Source organism: Sphaerisporangium sp. NPDC049457 (assembly GCF_055586705.1).
Window position 1 is genome coordinate 57,305 of sequence record NZ_JBVJHR010000010.1, and the last position, 19,361, is coordinate 76,665.

The window sequence follows — 19,361 nt, forward strand, 5'->3', positions numbered from 1 at the left end:
CGATGGCTGATTCCCCCAAGTGGCTGAAGGTCGTGGCGATCGGTTTCGTCACCGGCACGATCATGTTCGCGCTGACGAACCGTGACAAGGACGCCGCGCCCCAGCGGGCCGCCGCCGTCCCCAAGCGGCTCGACATCCCCTCGCTCGCCATCAAGGCGCCCCTCATGAAGCTCGGGCTCGACGACGACGGCGAGGTCGAGCTGCCCCCGTTCGAGAAGCCCACGACGGCCGGTTGGTTCGACCAGAGCGTCGTACCGGGCGACTCGGGCGCCTCCGTGATCATCGGGCACGTGGACACCAAGACGGCTCCGGCCGTCTTCTACCGCCTGCGCGAGGTCAAGAAGGGCGCGGTCGTCAAGGTCCTGCGCAGCGACGGCAGGACCGCCACCTACAAGGTCGACTCCATCGAACAGGTGTCCAAGGAGCGCTTCCCCGCCCAGCGGGTCTACGTCGAAGACGGCCTGCGCCTCATCACCTGCGGCGGCGTCTTCGACCGCAGAACCCACGAGTACCTCGACAACATCATCGTCTACGCCTCCCGCGTGTCCCCCCGCGACACCAACCTCAAGGCCCTGACCAGCCCGAGCGCCTCCTCCTCCGCACCTGCTTCCTGACCGACATCCCCCAGCCCACACGTGCTCGGGCGCGCCGGTGTCCTGACGAGGAGAGAGCGAGTGCGAGGAACGAGCGCTCGTGAACGACGAGGAAGGACGCCGGCTCAAGGGCGCCCGGGCACCGCGCGAGCGGAGCGAGCGCAGGGAAACACGGCTAGGCTTGATGTTCGTGCTGGTCTTGGCCTTCGATACCGCGACTCCGGCCGTCACGGCGGCGATTCACGATGGCGAGCGGGTGCTCGCCGAATCGACGACGATCGACGCGCGCCGTCATGGCGAACTGCTGGTCCCCTCCGTCCGTGAGGTCCTGCGCGAGGCGGGGGTGTCGTTGCGCGAGGTGACGGCGATCGTCGCCGGGGCGGGCCCTGGGCCGTACACGGGCCTGCGGGTCGGGCTGATGACGGCGCAGGCGTTCGCCTCGACGAGCGGGGCCCCGGCGTACGGGGTGTGCACGCTGGACGCGCTCGCCTATGCGAGCGGTCTGAGCGAGCCGTTCGTCGTCGCCACCGACGCCCGCCGCAAGGAAGTCTTCTGGGCCCGTTACGCCGATATGCGCACGCGCGTGACCGAGCCCTCGGTCGACCGTCCCGGCGACGTGCCGGGTGAGCTTCCGGTGGTGGGTGCGGGCGCGACGATGTACGCCGAGATCCTCGGAGAGGGACGGCTGGTGCCGGGCGTTCCCGAATATCCGGCGGCGGGCGCGCTGGCCGCGCTGGCCGCCGAGCGCCTGGCCGCGGGCGACGCGGCCGGCGACGGGGTGCTGACGGCGCCGCGTCCCATCTACTTGCGCAGGCCGGACGCGCGGGTGCCCGGCCCGCCGAAGAAGGTCACCGTATGACAGGCGCGACGCTGCGCCAGATGTCCGAGACAGACCTGCCGGCGGTCCTGGCGATCGAGCGTTCGACGTTCCCGTTCGACGCCTGGAGCGAGGGCATGCTGCGGGGCGAGCTGGCCGACCAGCCGCGCACCAGGCACTACATCGTCGCCGAGGCCGACGGCGTGGTCGTCGGATACGCCGGGCTGGCCGCGGCGGGCGACCAGGCGGACGTGCAGACGATCGCCGTGAGCGCCGACCGCCAGCGGGCCGGCATCGGCAGCGCGATGTTGCGTGCGCTGCTCGACGAGGCCGTGCGCCGCGGCGCGACGGCGGTGTTCCTTGAGGTGCGGGCCGACAACCCGCCCGCACAGGCCATGTACGAGCGTTTCGGCTTCGAGCGCATCGGTCTGCGGCGTGAGTACTACGACGACGGAACCGACGCGATCATGATGATGAGAAAGATGGACGAGGTGGGCGCTGATGGCTGACGAACCTCTGGTCCTCGGCATCGAGACCTCCTGCGACGAGACGGGCGTCGGCCTCGTCCGGGGGAACACGTTGCTGGCCGACACCGTCGCGTCGAGCGTCGAAGAGCACGCGCGGTTCGGCGGTGTCGTGCCCGAGGTGGCCTCGCGCGCCCACCTGGAGGCCATGACGCCGACCGTCGAGCGCGCCCTTGAGCGGGCGGGCCTGCGGTTCTCCGACATCGACGCCATCGCCGTCACCGCCGGTCCCGGGCTGGCCGGGGCGCTGCTCGTGGGGGTCGCGGCGGCCAAGGCGTACGCGCTGGGCCTCGGCGTCCCGTTGTACGGGGTGAACCACCTGGCCGCGCACGTGGCGGTCGACCAGCTTGAGCACGGTCCGCTGCCCAAGCCGTCGATCGCGATGCTGGTGTCGGGCGGCCACTCGTCGCTGCTGCTGGTGCCGGACGTCGCCAGGGACGTGATCTCTCTCGGCTCCACGGTGGACGACGCGGCGGGCGAGGCGTTCGACAAGGTGGCCCGGGTGCTCGGCCTGCCCTTCCCGGGAGGCCCGCACATCGACCGTGCCGCCACCCAGGGGTCGGGCACGGCCGTCGCGTTCCCGCGCGGCAAGTACGACGACGGCACGCTCGACTTCTCGTTCTCCGGGCTGAAGACGGCGGTCGCGCGCTGGGTGGAGGCCAAGGAGCGCGCGGGCGAGCCGGTGCCCGTGGCCGACGTGGCGGCGTCGTTCCAGGAGGCCGTGGTGGACGTGCTCACGCGCAAGGCGTTGCAGGCGTGCCAGCGCTACGACGTGAAAGACCTGCTCATCGGGGGCGGCGTGGCGGCCAACTCGCGGCTGCGCGCCCTGGCGCAGGAGCGGTGCGACGCCGCGGGGGTGCGCCTGCGCGTGCCGCGCCCGGGGTTGTGCACCGACAACGGCGCGATGATCGCGGCCCTCGGGTCCGAACTGCTGGCCGCCGGCGTGGCCCCGTCACCACTGGACATCCCCGCCGACTCCTCCCTTCCCGTAACCGCCATCCACCTCTGACGACACCGCCGGGCAGGCGGCGTTCAGTCCTTGGGGGTGCGGGCGGGGCGTAGGAGCGCTTCCGCGAGGGCGAGCATGGTCTCCTCCAGGGCTCCCAGCCTGCGGGTGAGGTCGCTGTGGGTGGGCTGGACGATCTGGTCGACGGTCTCCGCGAGCCCGTCACGGTCGGGGCGGGCGCGTACGAGCTCGGCGAGGGGCGGCAGGGCCGCCGCGGCCTCCGACAGCCGCTCGTCGAGCGTGTCGAACCGCTTGCCCTGGTCGTCGGTCTGGGCGCTGATCAGCTCGCCGACGCGCTTGTGGACCTCGCCGACCTCCAGGAGCGCGGGCAGCTGGCCGACGCGCTGGTTGACGGCCTCGACGCGGTCGTCCACCATCTCCAGCCGCTCGTTGACGTCCTCGAAGTTGGCGTCGATGGCGCCAAGGCGTTCGTCCTGCTTGGACAGGCGTCCGTCCACGCCGGTCAGGTGCTCGTCCAGGGCCGACAGGCGGCCGTCGGTGTCGGTGAGCTGCCGCTGGATGCCGGTGACCTGCCCCTCCAGGCCGGTGAGGCCCGACTGGGCCGTCTCAATGCGGCCGTCGATGCTCTGCAGCCGGACGTCGACGGTCTCCAGCCGTCCTTCGACCGCGCCGATGTGGCTGTCGACTCCGTCGAAACGCCCTGCGAGGCCGGTCACGGAACCGTCCAGGCGTTCGGCGGCCTCGTCCAGCCGGGCGTCGAACCCGTCGAAGCGCGCCGCGAGGCTCGTGAGGCGGACCTCGGCGCCGTCCATGCGCCCGTCGAAGCCGGCCAGCCGGTCGTTCACCGCCCCCAGCCCGCCGTCCACCGTCTCCAGCCGCCCGTCCACGGCCTCCAGTCGCCCGTCCACGGTCGCTAGACGTCCGTCCGCGGACTCCAGCCGTCCGTCGATGGAGCCGAGCCGTCCGTCGAGGCTTTCCAGCCGGCCGCCGAGGGCTTCCAGGCCGTCGCCGGCGCCCTCCAGCCGGCTCTCGACCCCGTCCAGCCGGTTGGTCAGCAGGGTCTCGGTCTCGGCCAGCTTGGCCGTCATGCCGTCGACCTTGCCGGCGAGCTGCTCGATGGACCCGCTGAGGCGCTGGACGGCCGACGACAGAGTCTCCTCCAGGCCCTCGCTGAGGTCCAGGACACTGCCCTCGACCCGCTCGGTGCGCTGCGTGAGGTCGAGCAGCGCCTTGTCGACGCGGGTGAACCGGCCTCCCGCGGCCTCCACGCCGGCGCAGAGCTGGGCGAGCCGCCTGGTGAGCTCGGCCATGCCCTCGGGCACGCCCTTGGTGCCGTCGAGGACGGCCTGGATGCGCTTGAGGGACTCGGCGACGCCCTCGCGCACCGTGCCGAGGTCGGTCCACAGGCCGGGAAGCTCGGCGATCGGCTTGACGCGGTCGCCGACGGCCTCGACGCGGTCGCCGAGCCCGGCGACGCGGTTGCCCACACCGTCGACGCGGTCGCGCACGATCTCGACGTGCTGCGCCAGCCCCTCGGCCCAGGCGGGGGGACGGTTGACCAGCTCGCCGAGCCTGCCGCTGACCCCTTCGAGCGCGCCGTTCAACCCGCCAAGCTCGCGTTCGCGGACCTCGCGCAGCAGCCACTCCATGCCTTCCAGGCGCTGGCGGATCTCGTCCAGCACCGCGCCCTGGGTGCGCTGCTCGTAGACGTGGTCCTGCGCCGCCCTGGCGAGCAGCTCTCGCATGCGGTCGGAGATGGCGGTCTGGCTTCCAGCCTGGAGGAGGGTGTGGTTGGAGTGATCCACCGAAAGCTCCTTCACTCGCGGGCGGTCGGCCGCACGGCGGTGGGGTCGGTCCGGTCGTCTTGCGTGGCGAATCAGGCGGGTCGGCCATCGATCAGGCGGAATCCCGCGCGCTGGCCAACTGTAGTGCTTCGGCTGGAGACTTTCGGGGCCGACTTTAAAACATCGTGATTATCGCTATATTGCCCTGATTTGACGGCGGGACAGGAGTCGTCCCAGGTCAGGATGGGTCGCAGATGTACGCGAAAGGGCGCTCGCCGATGCGGGTCAGCACCACGACACACGAATTATCCCCGGAAAGGTGCAAATCTCGCCGCAAGCGTTCCAAATCCAGTGCCGAGCCGCGTTTCTTCAGCGTCACCGCGCCGATGCGGCGTTCGCGGAGCGCGGCGCGCAGGCGTTTCAGCGAGAAAGGCAGCGTGTCCAGGACCTCGTACCGCGACGCCCAGGGCGTGCTCGCGGGGACGTCTCCGGTGATGTAGGCGATCTGGGGGTCGAGCAGGCGACCGGACACCTGGGCGGCCACCTCGGCCACGAGGTGCGCCCTGATCGCGGCGCCGTCCGGTTCGTACAGATATCGCCCGACCGGTCCGTGGTCGGGCGGCCCGAGGGACGGGTCGGCGGCCATCGTGTGCCCAGAGGGCAGCAACGTCGCGCGCCGCAGCGTCCGCGGCTCGTCGGCGCCCGCCGCAAGGGCGGCCGTCGCAAGGGCGCCGGTCCACAGCACGGCCTCCTTGACCTCGCCGCGGTAGGAGACCCATTCGGCCTCGGCGCCGGCGGGGATGAACTCGTACGGGATGCCCGGCGCGACCTTCAGGCAGGCGGCGCGAGCCCGCGACACCATGTCGAGCACCGCCGGCCACGGCGGCGAGTAGGCCATCGGGTCGAATACCCGCCTGCCGGTGGACCGCCGGGCCGGGTCGGCGAACAGCACGTCGTACGCGGCCGGGTCGGCCTCGGCCGCGTCGGCGGCGCGGACGGTGACCCGGCCGCCGAGGTCCAGGGCGACGACGTTCGCCCGCGCGACCTCCACGGTGAGCGGGTCGAGGTCCAGGGCGTCGACCTCGCACCCGGCGCGGGCCAGGGCGATCAGGTCGCCGCCGATGCCGCAGCAGGCGTCCACCACCCGCGTGCCCGGGGAGAACCGGCGGGCGCGGTGGGCCGCCACCTCGGCGCGGGTGGCCTGCTCCAGCCCGTCGGGGGTGAAGTACATGCGTGCGGCGTCCTCGCCGAACTTGACGGCGCCGCGTGCCCGGAGCCGGGCCTGGGTGAGCGCGGCCGCGGCGAGCGGCGCGTCGAAGGTCTTCCTGAGCCGGCTCGCCGCCGCCACCGGGTCTGTGCCGTCCGTCACAGCGCCCACGGCCTCGCCGAGGGCCTTCTGCCCGTGAGGGGTCAGCAATTCGCGGAAGGCGTAGAGGTCCACGCCTCCCGACGCTATCGCGCGCGCCGTGGCGGTGCGGCACCACTCCGCCGCCACGCGAGCGCACCCCCATACATGGACAAAGCGGGCGAGTCGTACGGTGGGCGAAGGCCCGGCTGACCTGGGGCGGCCTGTCCGTGTTGACTGCGTCGGCGGCCTTGCATACTGTTCAGTGTTGGCACTCACCTAGTGAGAGTGCCAACTAAAAATGCGACGAGGCAGGTCTGACACCCGCGACGGCAGGCCGCTGGTCGCCTCTTCAGCTCATCATCACAATCTGAAGGGGAGGTCCGATCGTGACGACCGCCACCAAGGTTCCCGTTAAGCCGCTCGGCGACCGCATTGTGGTCCAGCCGCTTGAGGCCGAGCAGACGACCGCTTCCGGTCTGGTCATCCCGGACACCGCCAAGGAGAAGCCGCAAGAGGGCAAGGTCCTCGCGGTGGGCCCCGGCAACTGGGACGAGGACGGCGAGAAGCGCATCCCGCTCGACGTCAAGGAAGGGGACGTCGTCCTCTACAGCAAGTACGGCGGTACCGAGGTCAAGTACGGCGGCGAGGAGTACCTCGTGCTCTCCGCCCGTGACGTTCTCGCGATCATCGAGAAGTAAAGCCCCGGGCGCGTAAGCGACCACCTGTACGGAGCCTTACAAAAACGCGTGTCAAGCCCCGGGCCCTTATCGCAAGGCCCGGGGCCTTGATGCTGGGAGGACTTAAATGCCCAAGATCTTGGAGTTCGAGGAGGACGCGCGCCGCGCTCTGGAGCGCGGCGTGAACGCCCTCGCGGACGCCGTGAAGGTGACCCTCGGGCCGCGCGGCCGCAACGTCGTCATCGACAAGAAGTTCGGTGCGCCGACCATCACCAACGACGGCGTCACCATCGCCCGTGAGGTCGAGCTCGAGAAGCCGTACGAGAACCTCGGCGCTCAGCTCGCCAAGGAAGTCGCCACCAAGACCAACGACATCGCCGGTGACGGCACCACGACCGCCACCGTGCTCGCCCAGGCGATGGTCCGCGAAGGTCTGCGCAACGTCGCCGCCGGCGCCTCGCCGCTGTCGCTCAAGCGCGGCATCGACCTGGCCGCCCGCGCGGTCAGCGACCGCCTCCTCGAGCTTTCCCGCCCGGTCGAGGACAAGAAGGAGATCGCCAATGTCGCGACGATCTCCGCGCAGGACGCCAAGATCGGCGAGCTGATCGCCGAGGCGTTCGACAAGGTGGGCAAGGACGGTGTGATCACCGTCGAAGAGTCCAACACCATGGGCCTGGAGCTGGAGTTCACCGAAGGCCTCCAGTTCGACAAGGGTTACCTGTCGCCGTACATGGTGACCGACCCCGAGCGCATGGAAGCGGTCCTCGAGGACGCTTATGTCCTGCTCAACCAGGGCAAGGTCGGCTCGATCGCCGAGTTCCTGCCGCTGCTCGAGAAGGTCGCCCAGACCAAGAAGCCGCTGTTCGTGGTCGCCGAGGACGTCGAGGGCGAGGCCCTGGCCGTCCTGGTCACCAACAAGATCCGTGGCACGTTCACCTCGGTCGCCGTCAAGGCGCCCGGCTTCGGCGACCGCCGCAAGGCCATGCTGCAGGACATCGCGATCCTGACCGGCGGCCAGCTGATCTCCGAGGAGCTCGGCCTCACGCTCGCCAACGCCGGCACCGAGGTGCTCGGCACGGCCCGCCGCATCGTGGTCACCAAGGACAGCGCGACCATCGTCGACGGCGCCGGCGACCCGCAGGCGATCCAGGACCGCGTCCGCGAGATTCAGCACGCCATCGAGCAGACCGACTCCGACTGGGACCGCGAGAAGCTCCAGGAGCGCCTCGCCAAGCTGTCCGGCGGCATCTGCATCCTGCGCGTCGGCGCGGCCACCGAGGTGGAGCTCAAGGAGAAGAAGCACCGCCTTGAGGACGCCATCTCCGCGACCCGCGCCGCGATCGAGGAGGGCATCGTCTCCGGCGGTGGCTCCGCGCTCGTGCACCTCGCCAAGGACCTCGACGACCTCGGCCTGACCGGCGACGAGGCGACCGGCGTCTCCATCGTCCGCCGCGCGCTCGTCGAGCCCGCCCGCTGGATCGCCGAGAATGCCGGCCTCGAGGGGTACGTCGTCACCGCCAAGACCGGCGAGCTGCCGGTCGGTCACGGCCTCAACGCCGCGACCGGCTCGTACGGCGACCTGATCGCCGACGGCGTCATCGACCCGGTCAAGGTCACCCGCTCGGCCGTGCAGAACGCCGCGTCCATCGCCGGCATGCTGCTCACGACCGAGGTCCTCGTGGTCGACAAGCCCGAGGAGGAGGCTCCGGCCGCCGCGGGCCAGGGTCACGGCCACGGTCACGGCCACTGATCCGATCAATCGGCCGAAGCACGGCTCCCGCCGCAGTGCGGGGGCCGTGCTTTTTTGTATCGAAACGATTTTGCCGCCTCGGATTTGACCGGGAAGGTAAACCGACCGGTGCGGCGAAGCGTCGGATGCGCCGCGCCGTGCGGCCTGCAAGCTGGTGCGACATCTAACGAATATCCGACGAATTCGGGTCGCGAGTGAAATATGCAAACACTACTGTGTTCACTCGATTACCCTCGGTTATCGTCGCGTCAATGTGACCAATCCGTATCCGTTCACTATGACGACATGCGCGATCGTGGCGGGCATCATGCCTAACGTGACCGAGGGATGCGTCGCCGACGCCAAAACTGGGGTAAGGCTTGCGACGAGATCGGACGAGTCCGACCTCAGGGATCTGACGAGCCTTGCCGTGCAGGGAGATCGCACCGCGATCGAATCACTGCTCGGGCAACTTCGCCCGATGGTGGTGCGCTATTGCCGTGCTCGTCTGGGCCGGGTGTCCGGCCACTATCACATAGCCGACGACGTGGCCCAGGAAGTGTGCATCGCGGTGCTGGCCGCGCTGCCGCGCTACCGCGACATGGGGCGCCCGTTCGCCTCGTTCGTGTTCGGCATCGCGTCGCACAAGGTCGCGGACGCGCTTCGCAGTTCGGTGCGCTCCGCCGTGCCCACCCAGGACCTTCCGGACGGTCCTGACCAGGGGCCGGGGCCGGAGGAGACCGTGGTGCGCTACATCGAGGCCGAGCACGCCCGCGCGCTGCTCTCGCGCCTGCCGGACAACCAGCGCGAGCTGATCATTCTGCGGGTGGTGTCAGGACTCTCCGCCGAGGAGACCGGTAACGTACTGGGTATGTCACCAGGTGCGGTTCGCGTCGCCCAGCATCGGGCGCTGGCCAGGTTGCGAGCGATGGCCGACATGGAGTCGATAGCTTGACCGCCCTCCACCCGGCCCGTTCCCTCCGAAAACGCGAGTCCGACGACACCGACCCGGAAGTGCTCAAGACGGACGCCGTCATCGACGCGCTCGCCGGGCGGCGGCCCCTCGGCGAGTACGCCGACCCCGTGGTGAGCCTGTTGCGGGCGCTCACCCGCGACGTCGATCAGCGGCTCTCCTCGGTGTCGATCACCCCGTCGACGTAGCCCCTGGCGTACTCCCAGCTCACGTAGTCGGCAGGGTCGGGGGCGAAGGCCGGCTCGTGCACCTGCGGACGGCCGTGGTCGATCATCTGCCGCAGGTTGCCGCGCAGCAGATCCCAGTCGAAGTAGTGCCGTTCACCGCACTCCGGGCAGTCGAGGACCAGCCCCAGCACCCCCTGTGGCTCGAGAAGCGAGCGGAAGACCTCTACATCGGCGAGGTCGGTGAGCGCCTCGTCGCGCTCGGCCATGGTCAGCGGCGCGGAGTCGTCGAGATCGCCGAGAACCGCGGCAGGGTCGTTGGGGTCTTCCGCGAAGGGGTCGCGGGGGACGTCTTCCAGCACGCATTCCACCTTATGACCCCCACCTACCCTGATGAGGGCAAGTGGCGGGGATGCCGAGCGCGCCGGTGGACCTCCGCACACCTCTCAGGGCTCGTTCGTCCCTGGCGTCACCCGGCGGCGCGGACGGTGAGGGCGCCGGCCGTGCCGACCGGAAGCCCCGTTCGTCCAGGGACAGGGCGATTTGTGCGCGGGGGACGGCGTCGCGGGCCGCCGGGAAGCGCCGCGGCGCGTGGCCCGTTGTCCACAGCGGTCAGCGGACCGGAAATTTTGACCACATTCATCCGCGAGAGGCGGCAGAGAGCCGGATTCCGCCGTTTCCGCCGCCGCGGCCGAAGCCGGCAGAGGTCGGACATCTCCGCGGATTCCCGTCGCCGGATCGCTTCGAGGCCGTCGATGATCCACAGGAGAAGTGGGGGAGCCGGCCGGAGATCTCCACAGAGATGTGGAGAAGCGGCGGGGTCCGTGCCACAGGAGTGATGGAGTGTGGGGTGGGCCCGCCCGGTCGTCCACAGGCACGACCGGCCGTCAGCGTTTCCCGTTCTGGTTGTCCACAGGACTGCGGAGCAGGTGATGAGCGGGCCACTAAACTGACCGCAGGGGGCCGGCGCCTTTCCCCATCTTGAGAGCGCCATGGCAGGAGGGTTGCAGATGGCCAAGTTCACCGAGCCGGGGCTCACGTTCGACGACGTGCTCTTGGTGCCCGCGTATTCCGATCTGCAGCCGGGCGACGCCGATACCACCACCCGCCTGTCGCGCTCGATCACTCTGCGCATCCCTCTGGTGTCCGCCGCGATGGACACCGTCACCGAGGCGCGCATGGCGGTGGCGATGGCGCGTCAGGGCGGCATCGGCATCCTGCACCGCAACCTCTCCATCGAAGAGCAGGCCCAGCAGGCCGACCTCGTCAAGCGCTCCGAGGCGGGCATGGTCACCAACCCGGTGACCTGTTCGCCCGACGCCACCCTCGCCGACGTCGAGCAGCTCTGCGCCCGCTACCGCATCTCCGGTGTGCCGGTCACCGACCGGGGCGGCGTCCTGCTCGGCATCGTCACCAACCGCGACATGCGGTTCGAGACCGACCAGAGCCGCGCCGTGCGCGAGGTCATGACACCGATGCCCCTGGTCACCGCGCCGGTCGGCGTGTCCCGTGACGAGGCGTTCCGCCTGCTGCGCCAGAACAAGGTGGAGAAGCTCCCCCTGGTCGACGCCGACGGCAGGCTGCGCGGTCTCATCACGGTCAAAGACTTCACCAAGAGCGAGCAATATCCTCTCGCCACCAAAGACGCCGACGGCCGTCTGGTCGTCGGCGCGGCGGTGGGCGTCGCCGGCGACGCCGAGCAGCGCGCCATGGCGCTGATCGACGCGGGCGTCGATGTGATCATCGTCGACACCGCCCACGGCCACTCCCACGGGGTGTGCGACATGGTCGCCAAGATCAAGGCCAACGGGCGGGTCGACGTCGTGGGCGGCAACGTCGCCACCCGCGCCGGCGCCCAGGCGCTCATCGACGCCGGCGCCGACGCCGTCAAGGTCGGCGTGGGCCCGGGTTCCATCTGCACCACCCGCGTCGTGGCCGGGGTGGGCGCCCCGCAGGTCACGGCCATCTACGAGGCGTCGCTCGCCTGCGGCCCCGCCGGCGTGCCGGTGATCGGCGACGGCGGCCTGCAGTATTCCGGCGACATCGTCAAGGCCCTGGCCGCGGGAGCCACCACCGTCATGCTCGGCTCGCTGCTCGCCGGCTGCGAAGAGTCTCCCGGTGAGCTCATCTTCATCAACGGCAAGCAGTTCAAGTCCTACCGCGGCATGGGCTCGCTCGGCGCCGTCCGCAACCGCGAGCGCGGCGGCTCCTACAGCAAAGACCGCTACTCCCAGGAGAGCGTGTCCAGCGAAGACAGGTTCATCCCCGAGGGCATCGAGGGCCAGGTGCCCTATCGCGGCCCGGTGGCGGCGGTGGCCCACCAGCTCGTCGGCGGCCTGCGCCAGGGCATGTGGTACACCGGGTCCCGCACCATCGACGACCTGCGCGAGAACGGCCAGCTGATGCCCATCACCGCGGCCGGGCTCTCCGAGAGCCACCCGCACGACATCCAGATGACCGTCGAAGCCCCCAACTACCACGGCCGCTGACCGGCCACCGACGATCGGCCACCGGCCATTGGCACCGGCCACCGGCCATTGGCACCGGCCACCGGCCATTGGCACCGGCCACCGGCCATTGGCACCGGCCACCGGCCATTGGCTACCGGCCAACGACCGTTGGCACCGGCGATTGGCCACCGGCCATTGGCCCCGGCCAGCGGCCATTGGTCACCGGCCTCGGTCGGCGGTCCGCCGGCCGGGCCGGCCGGGCCATGTCTGGCCATGGCTGGCCATGCCGGGCCGTTCGGGGGGCGGGCGCGCGGGGGTAAGGCGGCGCGCGAGGGTAATGACGTAATCGAGTACAGCGGCTTCACCGAGGGACGGGAACGACAACAGCATGAGTCAGGTAGAGATCGGGCGTGGCAAGAGCGGCCGCCGCGGTTACGCGCTGGACGAGATCGGCATCGTGCCGTCGCGGCGCACCCGCGACCCCGAAGAGGTCTCCATCGCCTGGCAGATCGACGCCTACCGCTTCGACCTGCCCGTCGTGGTGAGCCCCATGGACAGCGTCGTCTCGCCCAAGACCGCCATCGAGATCGGGCGACTCGGCGGTCTCGCCGTCCTCGACCTCGAAGGCCTGTGGACGCGGTACGAAGATCCGGCGTCGCTGCTCTCCGAGGTGGCCGAGCTGCGCGGTGAGGCCGCGACCAAGCGTCTGCAGGACATCTACTCCGCTCCGATCAGCGACGAGCTGATCGGCCGCCGCATCGAGGAGATCAGGTCCGCCGGCGTCACCACCGCCGCGCGGCTGTCGCCTCAGCGGACCGCCCAGCACTACAAGGCGGTGGTCGACGCCGGGGCCGACATCTTCGTCATCCGCGGCACCACGGTCTCCGCCGAGCACGTCTCGGGCCGGGCCGAGCCGCTCAACCTCAAGCAGTTCATCTACGAGCTCGACGTGCCCGTCATCGTCGGCGGCTGCGCCACCTACACCGCGGCCCTCCACCTGATGCGCACCGGCGCCGCCGGCGTGCTGGTCGGCTTCGGCGGCGGCTCCGGCCACACCACCCGCACCGTGCTCGGCGTGGCGGTGCCGATGGCCACCGCCATCGGCGACGTCGCGGCGGCCCGCCGCGACTACCTCGACGAGTCCGGCGGCCGGTACGTCCACGTCATCGCCGACGGCGGCATGACCAGCTCCGGTGACATCGCCAAGGCCATCGCCTGCGGCTCCGACGCCGTCATGGTCGGCTCGCCTCTGGCCCGAGCCGCCGAGGCCCCCGGACGCGGCCACCACTGGGGCTCGGAGGCCCACCACGGCGAACTGCCGCGCGGCGCCCGCGTCGAGGTCGGCACCATCGGCACCCTGGCACAGATCCTGCACGGCCCGTCCACCGTCGCCGACGGCTCCATGAACCTCATGGGCGCCCTCCGCCGCACCATGGCCACCGCCGGCTACTCCGACCTCAAAGAATTCCAACGCGTAGAGGTAGTAGTAGCCCCCCACGTCCCCTGACCCACCCCGACACCCGGCCCTCCGGACTGGCCGGGATCCGTTTCGGGCGGCCGCCGCGGGTCTCCCCGCGGCGGACGCCGGTTCCGGCGCTCCGTTCCCGGACCGGCGGGCACTCCCGGCCGGTCGGTTCGCCGGGTGCCCGCCGTAGGGCGGCGCCGGTATTCGCCGTCCACCGTCCCGCCGACGCGGCGCCGTCGTAAGAACCTCCGGGAGGTATCACACCGGTGAAGGTAAGCGGTCACGGCGCTGGTGTCCCGCGCCGAGGTCCGGCGGGTGAGTCATGTCGGTCCCCAGCAGGCGGGATGCATGAGGACCGCTCGCCGACTTGGTCACGTGGGCCATCGAGTTAGAGGACGAGCTTCTGGCGCGGGATTCTAGCTGATCCAGGTGCCGTGTTTCATGACGCGGTGGACGGTGAGGTCGTCGTCGAGTACGACCAGGTCGGCGTCCTTGCCGACGGCGATGGAGCCGACGCGGTCGTCCAGGCCGAGCACCCGGGCCGGTGTGAGCGAGGCCATCACGGCGGCGTCCGACACCGGCAGCCCGACCTCCTGCACCGTGCGGCGGAAGGCGACGTCCATGGTCAGCGTGCTGCCGGCGATGGAGCCGCCCTCGGCCAGCCGGGCGGCGCCGCCCGCGACCTCGACCTCCATCGAGCCGAGCCGATAGGTGCCGTCGCCCATGCCGGCGGCCGCCATCGCGTCGGTGATCAGCACCGCGCGACCGGTGCCCGCCGCCCGGGCGGCCAGCCGCAGCATCGCCGGGTGGACGTGCAGGCCGTCGTTGATCAGCTCGACCGTCACGCGCTCGTCCTCCAGCAGCGCGGCGATCGGGCCGGGCTCGCGGTGGTGCAGTGACGGCAGGGCGTTGTACAGGTGAGTGGCGACCGTGCAGCCGGCCGTGATGCCGGCGATCGCCTGGCCGTAGGTGGCGTCGCTGTGCCCGAGGGCGACGATCACGCCGTCCGAGGCCGCCGCGCGGATGGTGTCGAGCCCGCCGGGGAGCTCGGGGGCGATGGTGAGCATGCGGACGTGCCCCCGCCCGGCCTTGAGCAGGCCGGCGAGCTCGCCGGGGGACGGCTCGCGCAGCAGCGCGGGGTCGTGCGCGCCGCAGCGGGACCGGGCGATGTAGGGGCCCTCGAAGTGGATGCCCGCCAGCAGCCCGTCGTCGCACAGGTCGGCCAGGGCGGCCGTGGCGCGCGCGATGTCGGCGAGTGAGGCGGTCACCAGGCTCGCCATGATCGTGGTGGTGCCGTGCGCGGTGTGGAAGGCGGCGATGCGCCGCGCCTCCTCCTGGTCGCCGGACGGGAACGATCCGCCTGCACCGCCGTGAGTGTGGATGTCGACGAACCCCGGGACGACGTACCGTCCGTCGAGGCCGTGCCCGTCACCGCGAGGCGCGCGTCCACGGCCGATATGGGTGATGCGCCCGTCCTCGATGGTGATCCAGCCGTCGTGCACACCTGCGGGGGTCACCACGCGGGCGTCGGCGAGTGTGATGCTCATGAGGACAGGATCACAGATCGGGTGAGGTGAAGCGGCTGGTCGGGGTCCAGGCCGAGGGCCTTGGCGCGGGCCACCGCGACGCGCTGGACGCGGACCAGCTCGGCCATCGGGTCGGCGTCGCCGCTGACGAAGACGCCGCCCGCCCTGCGCACGTCCTCGGCGAGCCCCTCGGGCGCGGCGCCGAGCATCCAGGTGATGCGGCCGGGGCCGGCGATGCTGATCGGGCCGTGGCGGTACTCCATCGCCGGGTACGCCTCGGTCCAGGAGCGGGACGCCTCACGCATCTTGAGCGCGGCCTCCTGTGCGAGCCCGTAGGTCCAGCCCTGGCCGAGGAAGGTGAACTGCTCGGCGGCCACGAACGCGTCGGGGACGGGCTCGGTGAGCGCGCGTTCGGCGTCGGCGATCGCCTGGGTGAGTTCCTCGCCGAGGTGGGCGCGGAGCAGGGCGAGCTGCGTGGTGGCGAAGCGCGTCTGGACGACCGAGCGTTCGTCGGCGAAGTCGAGCACGACGACCTCGTCCGCGAGCGTCATGACAGGGGTGCGGGGGTCGGCGGTGATGACGGTGGCCGGGGTGCCGTCGAGGCGGCGCAGCAGGTCGAGCACCTCGGTCGTGGTGCCGGACCGCGTCAGCGCGAGGACCCGGTCATAGGCCCGCCCGGCCACGGCCTCGACGGAGCCGCAGGTCTGGTGGTGTGCGGGGGCGCGGGTCTGGTCATGGGGGGTGGGTCTGGGCTGGTGGTGCGTGGAGGAGCCGGTCTGCTCGGGGACGGCGGAACCTGTGGTGAGGGGCGCTCCGGAGGCGGCCGGACCTGTGGGCCGGGGGGTCTCAGAGGCGGCCGGACCTGTGGTGAGGGGGGCCTCGGAGGCGGCGAAGGCGTCGGTCTCGCCGTGGCCGGCGCGCTCTCGCAGGACGGCGTACGCCTGAGCGATGTACCAGGAGGTGCCGCAGCCGACGACGGCCACGCGCTCGCCGGGCCGGGGCAGGGCGGCGGTGACGGTGGCGGTCCCGGCCATCTCGGCTCCGCGGCGCCAGCAGGCCGGTTGAGAGGCGATCTCGATCTCGGTGTGCGTTGACACGGGCCGCTCCTCATGCTTATCGATTATGCAGCTATGGTCGCAGTAATGAGCAGAATTGTGCAGTAAGGGATGACTGAAGAGGTGAGAATGACCGGGTGGTGTGCGACGCTTTGGGACCATGAGCCGGTATGAACGCTGGAACGCCCTGCTGGAGCTCCTGGCCGAGCAGGGTCGTCTGACGGTCGAGCAGGCCGCCGGCACCCTGCGGGTGTCGACCGCGACGATCCGGCGGGATTTCGACGAACTGTCCCAGCAGCAGATGCTCATGCGCACGCGCGGCGGCGCCGTGGCCCAAAGCGTCAGCTACGACCTGCCGCTCCGCTACAAGACGGCCAGGCACGCCGGCGAGAAACAGCGCATCGCCGAGGCGGCGGCCGCCCTGGTCCAGCCGGGGGCCGTGGTCGGGATGAACGGCGGGACGACGACGTCGGAGGTCGCAAGGACGCTCGCCGTCCACACCGCTCCGGACGCGCGGATCACCGTGGTGACCAACGCACTCAACATCGCCGCCGAGTTGACCGTCCGGCAGAACGTCAAGCTCGTTGTCACCGGCGGGGTCGCCCGCCCGCAGTCCTACGAGCTCATCGGTCCGCTCGCCACCGGAGTGCTGCAGCAGGTCACCTTGGACATCGCCTTCCTTGGCGTCGACGGCATCGACGCCAAGGCGGGGGCCTCGGCCCACCACGAGGGGGAGGCGAGCGTGAACAACCTGCTCATCGGCAGGGCGTCCCGCGTCGTCGCCGTGGCGGACGCCTCCAAGGTGGGCCGGCGGGTCTTCGCGAAGATCTGCGACATCAGCCGAATCGACACGCTCGTCACCGACGCGAGCATGAGCGACGCCGACGCGTCGGCGTTCATGGACGCCGGCGTGCAGGTGATGCGCGTCTGAGCGCGACACGCCTCGACCCGCCGCAAACTCAGTCGGCCCCAGGTGGTCGCAGGTCGGATGACGTGGGTCTCTACGGGTATGCGGATGGGGCGCGAGGCTGCAGGGGTCGGACATGGGCCGGCGGGCTTCCGCGAAAAGATCTACCGGTCGGGCGGTGGTGCGGGCGAGGCCGGATGTGGCCGTTGGTGGAGCAGGGCACGTGTGAGCCGTCCCAGGCATGACCCGCACCGGCACCGGTGGGACACGCCTATCGCATGCTGGTATCTACTCACGGGTAGGAATTCGACACGACGCGACAAGCCGCACCCCAGGGGGTCGCAGATGACAGCGCACACGGCCGACGCCTCCGACGCCGGCGCCGAGGTGAGTGCCGTACCAGACGTGGCCGGGGAGACCGGCGCGGACGTGACAGCGAAGGCCGGCGCCGACGTGACGGGCAAGGGCGGCGCGGGCGTGACGGGCAAGGGCGGCGCGGGCGTGGTCGACAGGGCTGGGGCAGGTGTGGTCGAAGGGATCGGGGCAGGCGTGGGTGTGGAGCGGGCCGATACGCGGATCAGGCGGGAGGGGGCTCAGGTGGAGGTCCGCGGCGGCGGCATGCATTCGGCGCGCATGGGACCGGCCGAGCGGGCGGCGGCGCTGACCTGGATGGCCGAACCCGACCACGAGTTGGACGTGTTCGTGGTGGGCGGCGGCGTGGTCGGCTCGGGAGTGGCGCTCGACGCCGTGACCCGCGGGCTCACGGTCGGCCTGGCGGAGGCGCGTGACTTCTCCTCGGGCACCTCCTCCCGTTCCTCGAAGCTCATCCACGGCGGTGTGCGCTACCTGGAGCAGCTCAACTTCGACCTGGTTCGCGAGGCGTTGCAGGAGCGTGCGCTGCTCCTCCAGCGCATCGCGCCCCACCTGGTCCGTCCGGTGCCGTTCCTGTTCCCCCTCACCCACCACGTCTGGGAACGGCCCTACGTCGCCGCCGGCCTGACCCTGTACGACACGCTCGGGTTCTCGACCGGGCTGACCCGGGGCATGCCGGGGCACCGTCACCTGTCGCGGCGCCGGGCGCTACGGCTCGCGCCGGCGCTGCGCAAGACCGCGCTCACCGGCGCGGTGCAATATTGGGACGCCCAGGTGGACGACGCGCGGTACGTCACGACGATGCTGCGCACGGCCGCCTCGTACGGGGCGCACGTGGCCTCGCGCACGAAGGTGATCGGCTTCCTGCGCGAGGGCGAGCGGGTCACCGGGGTCCGGGTGCGCGACCTGGAGTCCGGCGCGGAGCTGAGCATCCGCGCCCGCCAGGTGGTCAACGCGACCGGCGTGTGGACCGACGAGATCCAGGAGATGGTGGGCGGGCGCGGGCAGATCCACGTCCGCGCGTCCAAGGGCGTGCACCTGGTGGTCCCGCGCGACCGCATCCACGCGCTGACCGGCATCATCCTGCGCACCGAGAAGTCCGTGCTGTTCGTGATCCCGTGGGGACGCCACTGGATCGTGGGCACCACCGACACCCAGTGGTCCCTGGACAGGGTCCACCCGGCCGCGTCCCGGCAGGACATCGACTACGTGCTCGACCACGTCAACGAGGTGCTCTCGGTGCCGCTCACCCGCGATGACGTCGAAGGCGTGTACGCGGGGCTGCGGCCGCTGCTCGCGGGGGAGTCGGAGGAGACCTCCAAGCTGTCGCGCGAGCACGTGGTGACCCACCCGGTCCCCGGCCTGGTGATGATCGCCGGCGGCAAGTACACGACGTACCGGGTCATGGCCAAGGACGCGGTGGACGCCGTGGTCCACGGGCTCGACCAGCGGGTTCCGCCTTCCTGCACCGACAAGATCCCGCTCGTCGGGGCCGAGGGCTACCAGGCTCTGTGGAACTCGCGCCACCGGCTGGCGCGGGCCTCCCGGCTGCACGTCGCGCGCATCGAGCACCTGCTGCAGCGGTACGGCTCGATGATCGACGAGGTGCTCGCCCTGATCGAGCAGGACCCGTCGCTGGCGCGGCCGCTCTCCGGGGCCGACGACTACCTCCGCGCCGAGGTCGTGTACGCGGCGACGCACGAGGGCGCCCGCCACCTGAACGACGTGCTCGCGCGCCGCACGCGCATCTCGATCGAGACCTTCCATCGGGGCACCGCCGTCGCCCAGGAGGCGGCCGAGCTGCTCGCCGGGCCGCTCGGGTGGGACGCCGACCAGGTCAAGCGCGAGGTCGAGTACTACGCCAAGCGCGTGGAGGCCGAGCGCGCCTCGCAGGAACAGGACACCGACCAGGAGGCCGACGCCATCCGCCTGGGCGCCCCCGACATCGTTCCGGTCTCGGAGCCGGACACCAAGCCCGTCTGAGCCTGAGCCTGCGTTCGAGTGTGACTC

At 71.0% G+C, this 19,361-nt stretch carries 17 protein-coding genes; 12 read left to right on the forward strand and 5 right to left on the reverse strand.

Features of this window, described 5'->3' with window-relative positions; translation table 11 throughout:
• The first annotated feature begins 2 nt into the window (after nucleotides 1–2).
• The 4 genes from ACZ6QO_RS17220 (at nucleotide 3) to tsaD (ending at nucleotide 2,943) form a co-directional block, all read left to right on the forward strand.
• Complete coding sequence (locus tag ACZ6QO_RS17220) at nucleotides 3–614, forward strand: class F sortase (protein WP_465851697.1); 612 nt, start codon at nucleotides 3–5, stop codon at nucleotides 612–614.
• 169 nt (nucleotides 615–783) lie between these two features.
• Nucleotides 784–1,452, forward strand: coding sequence for a tRNA (adenosine(37)-N6)-threonylcarbamoyltransferase complex dimerization subunit type 1 TsaB (tsaB, locus tag ACZ6QO_RS17225; protein WP_465852009.1), 669 nt, complete (start codon nucleotides 784–786; stop codon nucleotides 1,450–1,452).
• Nucleotides 1,453–1,472: 20 nt separating this feature from the next.
• Entirely contained in the window at nucleotides 1,473–1,919 is a 447-nt protein-coding gene (gene rimI / locus ACZ6QO_RS17230) for a ribosomal protein S18-alanine N-acetyltransferase (protein ID WP_465851698.1), read from the forward strand.
• A complete protein-coding gene (gene tsaD / locus ACZ6QO_RS17235; protein WP_465851700.1) occupies nucleotides 1,912–2,943 on the forward strand; it encodes a tRNA (adenosine(37)-N6)-threonylcarbamoyltransferase complex transferase subunit TsaD in 1,032 nt (343 codons plus the stop codon). The genes rimI and tsaD overlap by 8 nt, the downstream gene beginning before the upstream one ends.
• Before the next feature lie 23 nt (nucleotides 2,944–2,966).
• On the opposite strand, the gene ACZ6QO_RS17240 is transcribed toward tsaD, so the two are convergent.
• Together ACZ6QO_RS17240 and ACZ6QO_RS17245 are read right to left on the reverse strand one after the other, a co-directional pair.
• Complete coding sequence (locus ACZ6QO_RS17240; protein WP_465851701.1) at nucleotides 2,967–4,706, reverse strand: hypothetical protein; 1,740 nt, start codon at nucleotides 4,704–4,706, stop codon at nucleotides 2,967–2,969.
• A 217-nt stretch (nucleotides 4,707–4,923) separates the two neighbouring features.
• A complete protein-coding gene (locus ACZ6QO_RS17245; RefSeq protein WP_465851703.1) occupies nucleotides 4,924–6,126 on the reverse strand; it encodes a class I SAM-dependent methyltransferase in 1,203 nt (400 codons plus the stop codon).
• Between the two features lie 293 nt (nucleotides 6,127–6,419).
• Between ACZ6QO_RS17245 and groES the strand changes: the two genes are divergently transcribed.
• From groES to ACZ6QO_RS17265, 4 genes are all read left to right on the forward strand, one after another.
• Nucleotides 6,420–6,731, forward strand: coding sequence for a co-chaperone GroES (groES, locus tag ACZ6QO_RS17250; protein ID WP_055482820.1), 312 nt, complete (start codon nucleotides 6,420–6,422; stop codon nucleotides 6,729–6,731).
• A 106-nt stretch (nucleotides 6,732–6,837) separates the two neighbouring features.
• On the forward strand, nucleotides 6,838–8,460 hold the full coding sequence (gene groL, locus ACZ6QO_RS17255; protein WP_465851706.1) for a chaperonin GroEL: 1,623 nt from the start codon (nucleotides 6,838–6,840) through the stop codon (nucleotides 8,458–8,460).
• Nucleotides 8,461–8,767: 307 nt separating this feature from the next.
• Nucleotides 8,768–9,394 (forward strand): sigma-70 family RNA polymerase sigma factor, encoded by a 627-nt coding sequence (locus ACZ6QO_RS17260; protein ID WP_465852011.1) that lies wholly within the window; start codon nucleotides 8,768–8,770, stop codon nucleotides 9,392–9,394.
• Entirely contained in the window at nucleotides 9,391–9,600 is a 210-nt protein-coding gene (locus ACZ6QO_RS17265) for a hypothetical protein (RefSeq protein WP_465851707.1), read from the forward strand. Before ACZ6QO_RS17260 ends, ACZ6QO_RS17265 begins: the two co-directional genes overlap by 4 nt.
• Here ACZ6QO_RS17265 and ACZ6QO_RS17270 read toward each other — a convergent pair.
• Nucleotides 9,561–9,938, reverse strand: coding sequence for a DUF5319 domain-containing protein (locus tag ACZ6QO_RS17270; protein ID WP_465851709.1), 378 nt, complete (start codon nucleotides 9,936–9,938; stop codon nucleotides 9,561–9,563). The genes ACZ6QO_RS17265 and ACZ6QO_RS17270 overlap by 40 nt on opposite strands.
• A 648-nt stretch (nucleotides 9,939–10,586) precedes the next feature.
• Between ACZ6QO_RS17270 and guaB the strand changes: the two genes are divergently transcribed.
• Together guaB and ACZ6QO_RS17280 are read left to right on the forward strand one after the other, a co-directional pair.
• On the forward strand, nucleotides 10,587–12,065 hold the full coding sequence (gene guaB, locus ACZ6QO_RS17275) for an IMP dehydrogenase (RefSeq protein ID WP_465851711.1): 1,479 nt from the start codon (nucleotides 10,587–10,589) through the stop codon (nucleotides 12,063–12,065).
• Between the two features lie 349 nt (nucleotides 12,066–12,414).
• Nucleotides 12,415–13,533 carry a GuaB3 family IMP dehydrogenase-related protein gene (locus ACZ6QO_RS17280; protein WP_465851712.1) on the forward strand — a complete coding sequence of 373 codons (1,119 nt, stop codon included), beginning with the start codon at nucleotides 12,415–12,417 and terminating at the stop codon, nucleotides 13,531–13,533.
• A gap of 374 nt (nucleotides 13,534–13,907) precedes the next feature.
• Here ACZ6QO_RS17280 and nagA read toward each other — a convergent pair whose 3' ends face one another.
• Nucleotides 13,908–15,038: an N-acetylglucosamine-6-phosphate deacetylase gene (gene nagA / locus ACZ6QO_RS17285; protein ID WP_465851714.1), complete on the reverse strand. Its 1,131-nt coding sequence runs from the start codon at nucleotides 15,036–15,038 to the stop codon at nucleotides 13,908–13,910.
• Nucleotides 15,035–16,114, reverse strand: coding sequence for an SIS domain-containing protein (locus tag ACZ6QO_RS17290; RefSeq protein ID WP_465851716.1), 1,080 nt, complete (start codon nucleotides 16,112–16,114; stop codon nucleotides 15,035–15,037). The genes nagA and ACZ6QO_RS17290 overlap by 4 nt, the downstream gene beginning before the upstream one ends.
• A gap of 118 nt (nucleotides 16,115–16,232) precedes the next feature.
• Here ACZ6QO_RS17290 and ACZ6QO_RS17295 point away from each other — a divergent pair, with 118 nt between their 5' ends.
• Together ACZ6QO_RS17295 and ACZ6QO_RS17300 are read left to right on the forward strand one after the other, a co-directional pair.
• The gene (locus tag ACZ6QO_RS17295) at nucleotides 16,233–17,003 is read left to right on the forward strand and encodes a DeoR/GlpR family DNA-binding transcription regulator (protein ID WP_465851718.1); all 771 of its coding nucleotides are present in this window, start codon (nucleotides 16,233–16,235) and stop codon (nucleotides 17,001–17,003) included.
• A 594-nt stretch (nucleotides 17,004–17,597) separates the two neighbouring features.
• Nucleotides 17,598–19,334: a glycerol-3-phosphate dehydrogenase/oxidase gene (locus ACZ6QO_RS17300; RefSeq protein ID WP_465852013.1), complete on the forward strand. Its 1,737-nt coding sequence runs from the start codon at nucleotides 17,598–17,600 to the stop codon at nucleotides 19,332–19,334.
• Nucleotides 19,335–19,361 lie beyond the last annotated feature (27 nt).